The sequence below is a fragment of the Micromonospora sp. NBC_01655 genome, from assembly GCF_026339755.1.
Taxonomy (GTDB): Bacteria; Actinomycetota; Actinomycetes; order Mycobacteriales; family Micromonosporaceae; genus Micromonospora.
In genome coordinates this window covers 565,836-579,317 of the sequence record NZ_JAPEQF010000001.1, presented here as the reverse complement: position 1 = coordinate 579,317, position 13,482 = coordinate 565,836, and the positions used below count along the sequence as shown (strand labels likewise).

Annotated in this window: 11 protein-coding genes and 1 pseudogene; 9 read left to right on the top strand and 3 right to left on the bottom strand. The window is 76.0% G+C overall.

Annotated elements, in window-relative coordinates; genetic code table 11:
* Nucleotides 1-167: 167 nt before the first annotated feature.
* From OOK41_RS02815 to OOK41_RS02795, 5 genes are all read left to right on the top strand, one after another.
* The gene (locus tag OOK41_RS02815) at nt 168-1,085 is read left to right on the top strand and encodes a fructosamine kinase family protein (protein WP_266262863.1); all 918 of its coding nucleotides are present in this window, start codon (nt 168-170) and stop codon (nt 1,083-1,085) included.
* Complete coding sequence (gene moaA / locus OOK41_RS02810; RefSeq protein ID WP_117668176.1) at nt 1,082-2,095, top strand: GTP 3',8-cyclase MoaA; 1,014 nt, start codon at nt 1,082-1,084, stop codon at nt 2,093-2,095. The genes OOK41_RS02815 and moaA overlap by 4 nt, the downstream gene beginning before the upstream one ends.
* A 3-nt stretch (nt 2,096-2,098) precedes the next feature.
* On the top strand, nt 2,099-2,374 hold the full coding sequence (locus OOK41_RS02805; RefSeq protein WP_266262862.1) for a MoaD/ThiS family protein: 276 nt from the start codon (nt 2,099-2,101) through the stop codon (nt 2,372-2,374).
* A 9-nt stretch (nt 2,375-2,383) separates the two neighbouring features.
* Nucleotides 2,384-3,628, top strand: a complete 1,245-nt coding sequence (locus OOK41_RS02800) for a metallophosphoesterase (RefSeq protein ID WP_165878083.1) — start codon at nt 2,384-2,386, stop codon at nt 3,626-3,628.
* 117 nt (nt 3,629-3,745) lie between these two features.
* Nucleotides 3,746-6,943 (top strand): UvrD-helicase domain-containing protein, encoded by a 3,198-nt coding sequence (locus OOK41_RS02795; RefSeq protein WP_266262861.1) that lies wholly within the window; start codon nt 3,746-3,748, stop codon nt 6,941-6,943.
* A gap of 59 nt (nt 6,944-7,002) precedes the next feature.
* Here the strand turns inward: OOK41_RS02795 and OOK41_RS02790 are convergent, their stop codons facing one another.
* Together OOK41_RS02790 and OOK41_RS02785 are read right to left on the bottom strand one after the other, a co-directional pair.
* Nucleotides 7,003-7,710: a prepilin peptidase gene (locus OOK41_RS02790; RefSeq protein ID WP_243639470.1), complete on the bottom strand. Its 708-nt coding sequence runs from the start codon at nt 7,708-7,710 to the stop codon at nt 7,003-7,005.
* Between the two features lie 10 nt (nt 7,711-7,720).
* Nucleotides 7,721-8,713 carry an EamA family transporter gene (locus OOK41_RS02785; RefSeq protein ID WP_266262860.1) on the bottom strand — a complete coding sequence of 331 codons (993 nt, stop codon included), beginning with the start codon at nt 8,711-8,713 and terminating at the stop codon, nt 7,721-7,723.
* A 587-nt stretch (nt 8,714-9,300) separates the two neighbouring features.
* On the opposite strand from OOK41_RS02785, the pseudogene OOK41_RS31845 reads away from it, so the two are divergent.
* From OOK41_RS31845 to OOK41_RS02770, 3 genes and pseudogenes are all read left to right on the top strand, one after another.
* A pseudogene (locus OOK41_RS31845) lies at nt 9,301-9,750 on the top strand (flagellar basal body protein FliL); the annotation flags it as partial.
* A gap of 601 nt (nt 9,751-10,351) precedes the next feature.
* Nucleotides 10,352-10,777 carry a hypothetical protein gene (locus OOK41_RS31840; RefSeq protein ID WP_323136253.1) on the top strand — a complete coding sequence of 142 codons (426 nt, stop codon included), beginning with the start codon at nt 10,352-10,354 and terminating at the stop codon, nt 10,775-10,777.
* 137 nt (nt 10,778-10,914) lie between these two features.
* On the top strand, nt 10,915-12,153 hold the full coding sequence (locus OOK41_RS02770) for an ATP-binding protein (protein WP_117668282.1): 1,239 nt from the start codon (nt 10,915-10,917) through the stop codon (nt 12,151-12,153).
* Between the two features lie 40 nt (nt 12,154-12,193).
* Here the strand turns inward: OOK41_RS02770 and OOK41_RS02765 are convergent, their stop codons facing one another.
* Entirely contained in the window at nt 12,194-12,739 is a 546-nt protein-coding gene (locus OOK41_RS02765) for a GNAT family N-acetyltransferase (RefSeq protein WP_266267715.1), read from the bottom strand.
* A 154-nt stretch (nt 12,740-12,893) separates the two neighbouring features.
* Here OOK41_RS02765 and OOK41_RS02760 point away from each other — a divergent pair, with 154 nt between their 5' ends.
* Nucleotides 12,894-13,436: a DoxX family protein gene (locus OOK41_RS02760; protein WP_266262857.1), complete on the top strand. Its 543-nt coding sequence runs from the start codon at nt 12,894-12,896 to the stop codon at nt 13,434-13,436.
* The last annotated feature ends 46 nt before the right edge of the window (nt 13,437-13,482 follow it).

Below are 13,482 nucleotides of genomic sequence, written 5' to 3'. Positions count from 1 at the left end.
CCCCTGCTGGGGCCGCTGACCGTGCGTCGACCGGACGCCCGGGCATCGAACCGCTTCTCCACCCGGCCGGTGGGGGACCGGCGCCGGAACGGGCCGGCGCGTCCCGCTGACGCCGGACCACGCCGGAGACCCCCACGGGAAGCGCCCCGAGCGGCTACCTTGCGCTCATGGACCTGGCGTACCTCCGGGCGCATCCGGAACACCTGCCGACCTTCCTCACCCACCAGCGGATCCGGGAGACGCCGGTCGCCGGCGGGGACGTCTGCGCGGCGTCCCGACTGACCCTGGACGACGGGCACTCCGTCTTCGCCAAGACCTGGCCGGAGGAGCGGGCCGGGCGGCCGGCGCCGGAGGGCTTCTTCGCCGCCGAGGCGGCCGGGCTGCGCTGGCTGCGGGAGGCCGGCGGGGCCCTCGTACCGGAGGTGGTGGTGGCGCTGCCCGGGTTGCTGGCGCTCGACTGGGTCGACTCCGGCGAGCCGACGCCCGAGGCCGCCGAGCGGTTCGGCCGCGACCTGGCCGCGACGCACCGGGCCGGGGCCGCCGCCTTCGGCGCGGACTGGCACGGCTTCATCGCCGCGCTCCCCCAGGACAACACGCCGGACCCGGGCCCGTGGCCGGACTGGTTCGCGCGCCGGCGGCTCGCCCCGTACCTGCGGACGTCGGTCGACGGCGGCGCGCTCACCAGCGTCGAGGCCGCGCTGGTGGAGGCGGTCCTCGACCGGATCGGCGAGTTCGGCGGGGACGAGCCGCCGGCCCGGGTGCACGGCGACCTGTGGCCGGGCAACGTGCTCTGGGGGACCGACGGGCGGGCCTGGCTGATCGACCCGGCGGCGCACGGCGGGCACCGGGAGACCGACCTGGCCCAGTTGGCGCTGTTCGGCGGGCCGCCGCACCACGACCGGATCATGGGCGCCTACCGGGAGGCGTGGCCGCTGACCGACGGGTGGCCCGAGCGGATACCGCTGCACCAGCTCCACCTGCTGCTGGTGCACGCCGCCCTGTTCGGCGGGGCGTACCGCGAGGCGGTCGGCGAGGCCGCCCGCGCCGCGTTGCGCGGGGCCGGGCGCGCTACGGTCGAGGGGTGACCGCCGCCCCACCGACCGACGGCGTCCTCGTCGACCGGTACGGCCGCGTCGCCCGGGACCTGCGCGTCTCGCTGACCGACAAGTGCAACCTGCGCTGCACGTACTGCATGCCGGCCGAGGGACTGCCCTGGCTGGCCGGTCCGCAGTTGCTGACCGACGACGAGATCGTCCGGCTGGTCCGGCTGGCCGTGCGGCACCTCGGGGTGACCGAGGTGCGGTTCACCGGCGGGGAGCCGCTGATCCGCCCCGGCCTGGTCGGCATCGTCGCGGCGGTGGCCGCGCTGGAGCCCCGGCCCCGGATCTCGCTGACCACGAACGGCCTCGGGCTGGACCGGCTGGCCCCCGCCCTGCGGGCCGCCGGGCTGGACCGGGTGAACGTGTCGCTGGACACCCTCGACGCCGCCCGGTTCGCTCGGCTGACCCGGCGGGACCGGCTCGCGGACGTCCTCGCCGGGCTGGCCGGGGCGGTCGCCGCCGGGCTCAGCCCGGTCAAGATCAATACCGTGCTGATGCGCGGGGTCAACGACGACGAGGCCCCCGCGCTGCTCCGCTTCGCCCTGGCCCACGGCTACGAGCTGCGGTTCATCGAGCAGATGCCGCTGGACGCCCAGCACGGCTGGGACCGGTCGACCATGGTCACCGCCGCCGAGATCCTCGCCGCGCTGCGTACCGGCTTTGACCTGTCCCCGGACCCGGCCCGGCGGGGCGCCGCCCCGGCCGAGACCTGGCTGGTCGACGGCGGCCCGGCCCTGGTCGGGGTGATCGGAAGCGTGACCCGGCCGTTCTGCGGCGACTGCGACCGCACCCGGCTCACCGCGGACGGCCAGGTCCGCGCCTGCCTGTTCGCCACCGAGGAGTCCGACCTGCGCGGGGCGCTGCGCGCCGGGGCGGACGACGAGGAGTTGGCCCGGCGCTGGCGCACCGCGATGTGGGGCAAGCGGGCCGGGCACGGCATCGACGACCCGGCCTTCCTCCAGCCGGCCCGGCCGATGTCCGCGATCGGCGGGTGACCGGTGCGTCCGGACACGCCCGACCGCCCGACCGGGCGGCTGACCGTCCGCTACTTCGCCGGGGCGCGGGCCGCCGCCGGCACCGCCGAGGAGACCGCGTCCGCCGGGCGGTCCCTGGACGAACTCGCCGGCGAGCTGGCCGAGCGGCACGGCGAGCGGCTGGCCGCCGTGCTGACCGTGGCGAGTTTTCTGGTCGACGGGGTGACCTGTCATGATCGTCGGGCACCGCTGCCGGCCGGGGTGACGATCGACGTGCTGCCCCCGTTCGCGGGCGGCTGAGGAGGCTCCGTGTTGGCGACCCTGACGTTCGTGGGCTTCGCGGCGCTCGTCGTCGGCCTGCTCCACTTCTACCTGTGGAAGCGGCTCGTCAAGGACACCACCGGACCGGGGCGGTGGCGGCGGACCGGGGCCGTCGCCGCGCTGGTGCTGGCGCTGCTCGTCCCGGCCACGATGATCGGCACCCGGGCCGGCCTGTTCTGGCTGGCCTGGCCGGGCTATCTGTGGCTCGCGGTGATGTTCTACCTGCTGGTGGCGCTGCTCGTGCTGGAGGTGCCGATGCTGGTCGCCCGGCTGGTGCTGCGCCGCCGGGTGGTCGCCGCCGAACCGACCGCCGCCGCTCCCGAGCCGGTGCTGGTGGGCGCGTCCGGCGGTGCGGACCCGCCGGCCGCCGCAGCCGTCGACCAGCCCGACCACGACCCGGCCCGCCGGCTGCTGCTGGCCCGGGGCGCGGCGATCTTCGCGGGCCTCACGGCCACCGGGGTCACCGGCTACGGGGTACGCAACGCGATGGGTCCACCGCGCCTGGACCGGGTGCGGATCCCGCTGGCCAAGCTGCCGCGCGGCATGGACGGGCTGCGCATCGCCACCGTCTCGGACATCCACCTCGGGCCGCTGCGCGGCCGGGCGCACACCGAGCGGATCGTGGCGATGATCAACCGGCTGGACGCCGACCTGGTCGCGGTCGTCGGCGACCTGGTCGACGGCTCGGTCGCCGAGCTGGGCGAGGCGGCGGCGCCGCTGCGCGGCCTGCGCTCCCGGTACGGCAGCTTCTTCGTCACCGGCAACCACGAGTACTACTCCGGAGTGGAGGAGTGGGTGCCGGAGGTGGACCGGCTCGGCCTGCGGGTGCTCCAGAACACCCGGCAGGAGATCCGGACCCCGGGCGGGGTGCTGGACCTGGCCGGGGTGAACGACGTCAGCGCCGCCGGGACCGGGCTGGCCGCGCCCGCCGACTACGCCGCCGCGCTCGGCGACCGGGACCCGGGCCGCCCGGTGGTGCTGCTCGCCCACCAGCCGGTGGCGGCCGTCGAGGCGGCGAAGTTCGGCGTCGACCTGCAACTGTCCGGGCACACCCACGGCGGCCAGATCGTGCCGTTCAACCTGCTGGTGAACCTCGAACAGCCGGTGGTCTCCGGCCTGGGCGAGGTCGACGGCACGAAGGTGTACGTCACCAACGGCGCGGGCTTCTGGGGCCCGCCGGTCCGCGTCGGCGCGGACCCCCAGATCACCCTGGTGGAACTCCGCACCCCCTGATCCGAGGTGGACGCGGACGCCTAGCGCGCGGCGGGCGGGGTGTCCAGGGAAGGATGCTCAGGTCACGCGTACGCGTGGCGGGGAGCGGCCGTCGGGGCGGGCGTGACAGGATGCGGCGTGCCTCCGTTCAGCGCCGCACCCTCCGGTGGCCCCTCGCCGTTCGTCGCGGACCTGCACATCCACTCGAAGTACTCGCGGGCGTGCAGCCAAAACCTGACCCTGCCGAACCTCGGCTGGTGGGCCCGACGCAAGGGCATCAGCGTGCTCGGCACCGGCGACTTCACCCACCCCGCCTGGTCCGACCATCTGCGCGAGACGCTGCACCCGGCCGAGCCCGGGCTGTACCGGCTCAGCCCCGAGGCGGAGCGGGACATCGCCCGCCGGCTGCCGCCCCGGCTGGCCAGCGAGGCGGAGGCGGACCCGGTCCGGTTCATGCTCAGTGTGGAGATCTCCACGATCTACAAGCGGGACGACCGGACCCGCAAGGTGCACCACCTGATCTACCTGCCCGACCTGGACGCCGTGCAGCGGTTCAACACCACTCTCGGCCGGATCGGCAACATCGCCTCGGACGGCCGGCCGATCCTCGGCCTGGACTCCCGGGACCTGCTGGAGATCACCCTGGAGGCCAGTCCGGACGGCTACCTCGTCCCGGCGCACATCTGGACGCCGTGGTTCTCGGCGCTGGGCTCGAAGTCCGGCTTCGATGCGATCGCCGACTGCTACGCCGACCTGGCCGGGCACGTCTTCGCCGTGGAGACCGGGCTGTCGTCCGACCCGGAGATGAACTGGCGGGTCGGCAGCCTGGACCGCTACCGGCTGGTGTCCAACTCGGACGCCCACTCCCTGCCCGCCCTGGGCCGGGAGGCCACGGTGTTCGCCTCCGGCCGGGACTACTTCGCCATCCGGGAGGCGCTGCGCACCGGCGACGGCCTCGCCGGCACCATCGAGTTCTTCCCCGAGGAGGGCAAGTACCACGCCGACGGGCACCGGGTGTGCGGGGTCACCTGGTCCCCGGAGCGGACCCGGGCCGCCGGCGGGCTCTGCCCGGAGTGCGGCAGGCCGCTCACCATCGGGGTGCTCAGCCGCATCGAGGAGCTGGCCGATCGCCCCGAGGGGCACCGTCCCGACCACGCCCGGGACGTCACCCACCTGGTGCCGCTGGCCGAGATCCTCGGCGAGCTGAACGGCGTGGGCCCGAAGTCCAAGAAGGTCGAGGGGAAGCTCAACAAGCTGGTCGCCGCGCTCGGCCCGGAGCTGGAGATCCTGACCCGCGCCCCGCTCGACGAGATCGGCCGGGTCGGCGGGGAGCTGCTCGCCGAGGGGATCGGCCGGCTGCGCCGGGGCGACGTGCACCGGGTGCCCGGCTACGACGGCGACTACGGGGTGATCACCCTGTTCGACCCGGCTGAGCTGGGCGGGAAGGCGACGGGGGCGCAGGCGGAGACGCTGTTCGACGTACCGGTGCCCGCGCAGCGGATGCCCGCGGAACCGGCGGCGAAGGCGAGGGCGAAGAAGCCGGCGACGGCGAAGGCCGAGCCGAAGCGGAGGCCGGCCACGCCGCCCCCGCCCCCGCCGATTCCGCCGCAGCCCTCCCCGCACGAGCCGTTCGAGCCGATGCTCGCCGGCATGGAGGAGGTCGGCACCGGCCTGCTGGACCGGCTGGACGCGATGCAGCGGGTGGCCGCCTCCGCGCCGGGCGGGCCGCTGCTGATCGTGGCCGGCCCCGGCACGGGCAAGACCCGGACGCTGACCCACCGGATCGCGTACCTCTGTGCCGAGCTGAACGTGTTCCCGGAGCGCTGCCTCGCGATCACCTTCACCCGGCGGGCCGCCGAGGAGCTGCGGCACCGCCTGGACGGGCTGCTCGGGCCGGTGGCCGAGGACGTCACCGTCGGCACGTTCCACTCGCTGGGGCTGTCCATCCTGCGGGAGAACGCCGGTGCCGCCGGGCTCCCGGGCGACTTCCGGATCGCCGACGACGCCGACCGGACGGCGGCGAGGGCGGAGGCCGGCGAGGACCTGGCGGCGTACACCGCGCTGCTGCGCAAGCGGGACCTGGTCGACCTGGACGAGCTGCTCACCCTGCCGGTGGAGCTGCTTCGTGCCGAGAAGAAGCTGGTGCAGCGGTACCGGGACCGCTGGCAGTGGATCTTCGTGGACGAGTACCAGGACGTCGACGCGGTGCAGTACGAGCTGCTGCGGCTGCTCAGCCCGGCCGACGGCAACCTGTGCGCGATCGGCGACCCGGACCAGGCGATCTACTCGTTCCGGGGCGCGGACGTCGGCTACTTCCTGCGCTTCTCGCAGGACTTCACCGACGCCCGGCTGGTCCGGCTGAACCGCAACTACCGCTCGTCGGCGCCGATCCTGGCCGCCGCCGTGCAGGCCATCGCGCCGTCGTCGCTGGTCCGGGGCCGCCGGCTCGACCCGGCCCGGCTCGACCCGGAGGCCCCGCTGGTCGGCCGGTACGCCGCCGCGTCCGTCGCCGACGAGGCCGACTTCGTGGTACGCACCGTCGACGACCTGGTCGGCGGCCTGTCCCACCGGTCGCTGGACTCGGGCCGGATCGACGGCCGGTCGACGAACCTGTCGTTCTCCGACATCGCCGTGCTGTACCGGACCGACGCGCAGGCCGCGCCGATCGTGGACGCCCTGGTCCGGGCGAACGTCCCGGTGCAGAAGCGCTCGCACGACCGGCTACGGGACCGTCCCGGGGTGAACGCGATCGCCCGGGAGCTGCGGCACGCCGACGGCCTGGCCGGCGGCCTGCCGGCCCGGGTCCGGCTCGCCGGGCAGATGGTCGCCGACCGCTTCGCCGCCCCCACCCTCGACGGGTCCGGCGCGGCCCGCCCCGAGGAGGTCCGCGCGGCGGTGGACCTGCTCACCCCACTGGCCCGGCGATGCGGCGACGATCTGGACCTGTTCCTGTCCCAGCTCGCCGGCGGCGTCGAGGTGGACGCCCTCGACCCGCGCGCCGAGGCGGTCACGCTGCTCACCCTGCACGCCGCGAAGGGCCTGGAGTTCCCCGTGGTCTTCCTGGTCGGCTGCGAGGACGGCCTGCTCCCGCTGCGCTGGCCCGGCTCCACCCCGGACGAGGACGCGGTCGCCGAGGAGCGGCGGCTGTTCTTCGTCGGCCTGACCCGGGCCCAGGACCGCCTCTACGTCAGCCACGCCGCCCGGCGCGCCCGGCACGGATCGGAGCGGGACTGCCGCCCGTCGCCGTTCCTCGACGTGATCGACCCGGGCCTGTTCGAGCGCCTCGGCGAGGCCGAGCCCCGCCGCCCCAAGGACCGCCAGCTCCGCCTGCTGTGAGGGTAGGTGTCCTGCTCGTGGCAGGGCTCCTGCGCACCGGCGCTGGCGTGGCGCCGGGTTCAGGTGAACAGAACGGCGAGCCACGCGCCGGCGAGCAGGGCCGGCCCGAGCGGCAGCAGGGTGTCCCGGCGGACCCGGCGGGCGGCCAGCAGGCCGAGCACGGCCAGCCCGTGCAGCACGTGCGGCAGGACCAGCCCGGCCAGCAGCGTCGGCCAGCCCAGCCAGCCGAGCGGCAGCCCCAGCACGGCGGCGAGCTTGACGTCGCCGAAGCCGAGCCGGGAGCCGGGCAGCAGGGCCAGCAGCGCGTACCCGGTGAACGCCAGCGCGGCACCGGCCAGCGGGCCGAGCAGCCGGCCCGGCCGGCCCTCGACCGCCGCCGCCGCGACCAGCCCGGCGACCGCGCCGAACGCCGCCGCGCCGACCAGCGGGTCGGGCAGCCGCAGGCAGGCCAGGTCGACCACGGCGAGCAGCAGCCCCACCGTGGCCACCGCGAGGAACGCCGGCAGCGCCGGCCCGACGCCCGGGGCGACGCCGAGCCCGCCGAAGACGACCGCCCCGACCATCGCGCCGGTCGTCGCCCGCCACCGGGCGGACTGGAGCAGGCGGGGCGACCCCACGCCCGACCCGGCCGCACCCCCGACACCCGGTCCGGCGGCTACGGGGCTGCCCGCCGGGCGCGCGGTGGTGAAGCGGCCGGCCAGCCAGGGTACGGCGGCGCCGGTCGCCGCGCCGAGGGCCGCGAGGACGGTCGGCGGGGCGGCGGACACCGGCCGGACGTTACCGCCGGGTCGCCCGGTCCGCCGCCCCGGTCCGCCGTCCGGGGCGTTCCGTGCTCACCACCAACGCCACCCCGGCGACGATCACCGCGCCGCCGAGCAGCACCGGGGCGGTGACCGGCTCGGCGGCCAGCAGCGCGCCGAGCGCGACCGCGACGACGGGGTTCACGTACGCGTACGTGGACACCAGCGAGATCGGCGCGTGGTGCAGCAGCCAGACGTACGCGGTGAAGGCGACCAGCGAGCCGGCGACCATCAGGTACGCCAGGGCGAGCCAGGACCTGCCGGTGACCCGCCCGGGGTCGAAGTCGCGCAGTTCGCCCCGGGCGGCGGCGAGCACGGCCAGCGCCACGGCACCGGCGAGCATCTCGTACACCGTGGCGACGAACGGGTCGGCCGGCATCGTCAAGCGGCCCGACAGGAACGAGCCGACCGACCAGCAGGTGGCCGCCGCGACCACGGTCAGCGCCCCGGCCAGCGGCACCGCCGCCGACTCGCCGGTCGGCAGCACCAGCAGGACCAGGCCGAGGAAGCCGAGGCTCACCCCGACGAAGGTCCAGAACCGGGGCCGGTCCCCGGTCGTCGTCCGGAGCAGGACGACCAGCAGCGGGACGGTGGCGACCAGCAGGGCGGCCACCCCGGAGGGCACGGCCGCCCCGGGCGGGCCGGATTCGGCGAGCACCACCAGGCCGTTGCCGGCGGCCAGCAGCAGCACCCCGACCAGCGCGGCCGAGCCGAGCTGACGCCGGTTGACGCGCAGGGCGCCGGCTCCCCGGCGTACCCGCAGGACGAGCGCGAGCACGGCGGCGGCTGCGGCGAACCGGAGGCCGGCCGAGGTGAGCGCCGGCAGCGACTCCACCGCGACCCGGATCCCGAGGTAGGTGGAGCCCCACAGGACGTAGACGACGAGCAGCGCCGTCCAGATCAGGGCCGGTCGGGCCGGCGGCGCGGCGGAACCGCCGGGCGGGGCGGGCCCGGTCGGGCCGGCGGGCACGGGTGATCCGGTCGGAGCTGCGGCACGTGGAGGAGGTGTTGTCATCGGTTGGCCACGCTACGGTGACCAACGACGTCGGTGCCCTGGTGGGTGGCCGGCCTCACCGCTCGGGTAGGAGGGTGCGCATGTCGAACTACGGACCACCGGGTGAGGACCCCAGCGGGCCGTGGCCCGGACGACGACCGGGCGACGGGTACGGCACGCCGGACGAGCGGTGGGCGGGCGACGGGTACGGCACGCCGGACGAGCCGTGGGCGGGCGGCGGGCGGCGGGAGCCGGACCGGCCGTGGCCACCCCGCCAGCCGGGGCACCCGGAGCCGGTCCACCGCCCCGACCAGGCGCCCTGGCCCGGCGAGCCGGCCCGGTACGCGCCCCCGTCCCGCGAGCCGCAGCCCGGCCCGTGGGGCCCGCCCGACCCCTGGGCGCCCGACCCCGGCCACCCGGAGGTGTACCGGCCGGGCGGGGCGGGGCCGGCGTACCCGGCGGCTCGGCAGCCCGCCGACCCGTACGCCGCCGGGCCGTACCCGGGTCCCGGGCCGGGCCAGCCCACGTACACCCGGCAGCCGGCACCGGCACCGGGCCGGGGGCGCGGCCGGGGCCCGCTGATCGCCGTGCTGGCCACCCTCGTGGTGCTGCTGCTCGGCGGCGGCTCGCTGGTGTGGTACCTGCTCGACCGGGACGAGCCGCCGCCCGCCGCCGACCCGACCCGGTCGACCGCCGAGCCGGCCCCGGAGGAACCGGCTTCCCCCACGCCGCCCGCCCCGACCGCACCCGCCCCCGAGTCGTCGGCCGACCCCCGCTTCGTCAAGGCCGGGCAGTGCGTCCGCAACGTGGGGCCGGCAGGCGGCAAGCCCAAGCTGCTGATCGCCCCGTGCGGCCCGAAGACGTACGAGGTGCTGCGCCGCTTCGACGGGCAGACCAGCGGCGAGAAGGACGCCGAGACGAAGTGCGCCAAGGTGGCCGACTACACCAACTGGTACTTCTTCGACAGTCAGCTGGACACCCTCGACTTCGTGCTCTGCCTGAAGGCCCGCTGACCCGGCTCCCCCGACCAGTCCATCCTTCGCTCCCGACCAGCCCCGCCGCCAGCGCGTCGACCAGCGGCTGACGGCGTCGCCCGACGATCCGCCCGGTCGGCGGTCCGCCCCTTGCGGACGCGCTGCCGACCGCCACACCCCTGGGGAAGAGATGTCATCCTTCGGACCACCCGGCTCCGGTTCACCCGACGACCCGTACGCCCGGCCGCCCGGCGACCCGACCCCGCCCCAGTGGGGACCACCGCCCGGCGGCGACGCGGAGTCGCCGACCACCCCGCTGTGGAACCAGCCGCCGGGCGGCGGGTACCCACCGCCCCCCGCTCCCGGCGGCGGCCAGGCCGGCGGGTACCCGCCGCCCGGGCCCGGGGCCGGCCAGCCCGGCGGGTACCCGCCGCCGGGGCCCTACCCCCCGCCGCCCGGTCACCCACCTGCGGCCGGCCAGCCCCCGACGGTCCCGTCGCCCGGCGGGTACCCGCCCCCGGGTCAGCCGGCCGGCTCGTTCCCGCCCGCCGGGCAGCCCGGGCCGTGGGGCCAGCCGGCCCCGGAGTACGGGCCCGGGCCCGTCGGTCCGCCGCCCAAGCGCGGCGGCCGGACGGTCGGCCTGATCATCGCCCTGGTGGTCGTGCTGCTGCTCTGTCCCTGCCTCGGCCTGGCCGGCTGGGGGATCTGGAAGACGGCCGACGAGGGCGGCGACGTGACGCCTACGGTGACCACCTCCGCAGCGCCGACCGACGGGCCCAGCGAGGAGCCGACCGCGGCCCCGACGACCGCCGAGCCGAGCCCCTCCGACGACGAGCCGGAATTCACCAAGGGCGACTGCGTGGTCAACGACGGCACCAACGCCAACGCCGACCTGCGGGAGGTGCCCTGCGGGCCGAACACGTACGAGATCCTGCTGCGCATCCCGGGCACCTCGGACGGCGGCCGGTGCAAGACCCTGGCCCCGAGGTCGACCGCGAACTACGTCAACGACAACCCGCTGGACTCCCTCGACTACGTGCTCTGCCTGAGGAAGCGCACGAGCTGAGGCCGGTAGCCGAAACTAGGGCTGTCTAGCGTGGACGCTAGACAGCCCTAGTTTTGTCTCGACGGCCGGCGACACGCCGGTAGCCTCCTCTACGGATGTCTAGGCTCCCAGCTAGACGGCCCGATACTGTGCGATTCGTGGATCCGGTCCGCAACCCGTACGCCCCGGGCGCCGGCCAGCGCCCGCCCGAGTTGGCCGGGCGGGGGCGGGAGCTGGACGTCTTCGACGTGGTGCTGGAGCGCATCGCGCGGGGCCGCCCCGAGCGCAGCCTGATGCTCACCGGCCTGCGCGGCGTCGGCAAGACCGTGCTGCTCAACACCCTCCGCTCGCAGGCCATCAACCACCTCTGGGGCAGCGGCAAGATCGAGGCCCGGCCGGACCAGTCGCTGCGCCGCCCGGTCGCCGCCGCCCTGCACATGGCGGTCCGGGAGCTCGCGCCCCGGCACCGCGCCCCGGACCGGATCGACGCGTTCCTCGGGGTGCTCAAGGCGTTCGCCCAGCGCTCCGCGCCCGCCGCCGGCCGGGGCGGCGCGGCACCGAGGCTGCGCGACCGCTGGCAGCCCGGCATCGACGTGCCCGCGGCCACCGGACGGGCCGACTCCGGAGACATCGAGATCGACCTGGTCGAGCTGCTCAGCGACGCCGCCGCGGTGGCCGCCGACGTCGGCACCGGCATCGCGATCTTCATCGACGAGATGCAGGACGTCGGCGCCGATGACGTCTCCGCGCTCTGCGCCGCCTGCCACGAGCTGTCCCAGCTCGGCGCACCGCTGATCGTGGTCGGTGCCGGGCTGCCGCACCTGCCGGCCGTGCTCAGCGCAGCCAAGTCGTACTCGGAGCGGCTGTTCCGCTACCAGCGCATCGACCGGCTCGACCGGATCGCCGCCGACCAGGCGCTCTGCGCGCCGGCCGAGCGCGAGGACGTCGAGTACGAGCCGAAGGCCCTCGACCTGCTCTACGAGAAGTCCGGCGGCTACCCGTACTTCGTCCAGGCGTACGGCAAGGCCACCTGGGACCATGCGCCGCGCTCGCCGATCACGGCGGCGGACGTCCGGGTGGCCGCGCCCGAGGCGGAGGCCGAGCTGGCCGTCGGCTTCTTCGGCTCCCGGTTCGAGCGGGCCACCCCGGCCGAGCGCGAGTACATGCGGGCGATGGCGACGCTGTCCCTGGTCGAGAGCGACGCCGGCGGCCGGGACGACATGGACGCGGCGGTGCCGACCGCCGAGATCGCCCGCGCGCTGGGACGCAAGCCGGCCAGCCTCTCCCCGGCCCGGGACGCGCTGATCAAGAAGGGGCTGATCTACTCCGGGGAGCGCGGCACGGTGGCGTTCACCGTGCCGCACTTCGGCCGCTACCTGCGCACCCAGCCCGCCTGACCGCCGGCGGGGCGACGGCGAGGCGGGGCGGGGGCGGCGGTCAGACCCTGGACCAGGGCGGCGGGAAGAACACCTCGCCACGGGGCACCGGGCCGTCCCCGCTGGTGCTGGGCGGCAGGACCAGCGCCTGCCAGGGGTCGCCCAGGCCGGACCACGGGCTGGTCAGCCCCATCCGGTCGGCCCTGGTGAAGCCGAACCGCCGGTAGAAGGCCGGGTCGCCGAGCACCAGCACGAGCCGCTCGCCCAGCTCGGTGGCGGCGTCCAGGGCGGCCTGCACCACGGCCGAGCCGTGACCGACCCGCTGCCGGTGCGGCGCGACGGCGACCGGGCCGAGGGCCAGCGCCGGGGCGGTGCCGCCGTCCGCGCGGACCCGGACCCGGGTCAGCAGGGCGTACCCGACCACCTCGCCGCCGTACTCGGCGACCATGGCCAGCTCGGGCACCCAGGCGTCGGTGCCACGCAACTCGTCGACCAGCCCCACCTCGGGCGGGGTCGACACGTCGGGGCGGGCGAAGGCCGCGGCCAGCACCCGGCGGATCGGGCCGGTGTCGGCCGGGCCCTCGGGTCGGAGCCGCAGCGTGGTCACCCGGGCGAGGTTACCGGCCGGAGCCCGTCCACCAGCGACGGTCGCCCCGATCGGCGTGGCGGTCCGGATCATGGGTACGCACGGTGTCCACGCCGACCGATCGGATCGGGCCGTTGCAGGGGTAGCCGCCGCCGCGACGGGGTATGACTGATCCATGAAACCCGTGCGCTCCCTCGCCCGCGTCATGTTGAGCGGCATCTTCGTGGTCAGCGGCGCCCGCAGCTTCCAGAACCCGGGACGGCTGGTGCCGACGGCGAAGCCGGTGACCGACCAGGTCGCCCCGCTGATCCAGCAGGTCTCCCCCCGCATCCCCACCGACCCCGAGGCGCTGGTCCGGGTCAACGGGGCCACCCAGCTCATCGGCGGCCTGATGCTGGCCACCGGGAGGTTCACCCGCCCGGCCGCGCTGGTGCTCGCCGGCACGCTGGTCCCGACCACCATCGCCGGTCATCCCTTCTGGAAGGGCGACCCGGCCGAGCGGGCGCAGAACCAGATCCACTTCATGAAGAATCTCGGCCTCCTCGGCGGGCTGTTGCTCGCCGCCGCCGACACCGAGGGGAAGCCGGGTCTACGGTGGCGGGCGGGGCACCGGATCGGCCACTCGCGACGGTCGGTGCGGCGGGCCGTCCGGACCGCCCGCCGGGAGGCCCGGATCGCCGTACGATCGGCCGCCACCGCGCGCCGACTGCCCGGCTGACCTGCGGCGCGACGCCCCTCCCGCAGCCCGCACCCGGTCAACGCCG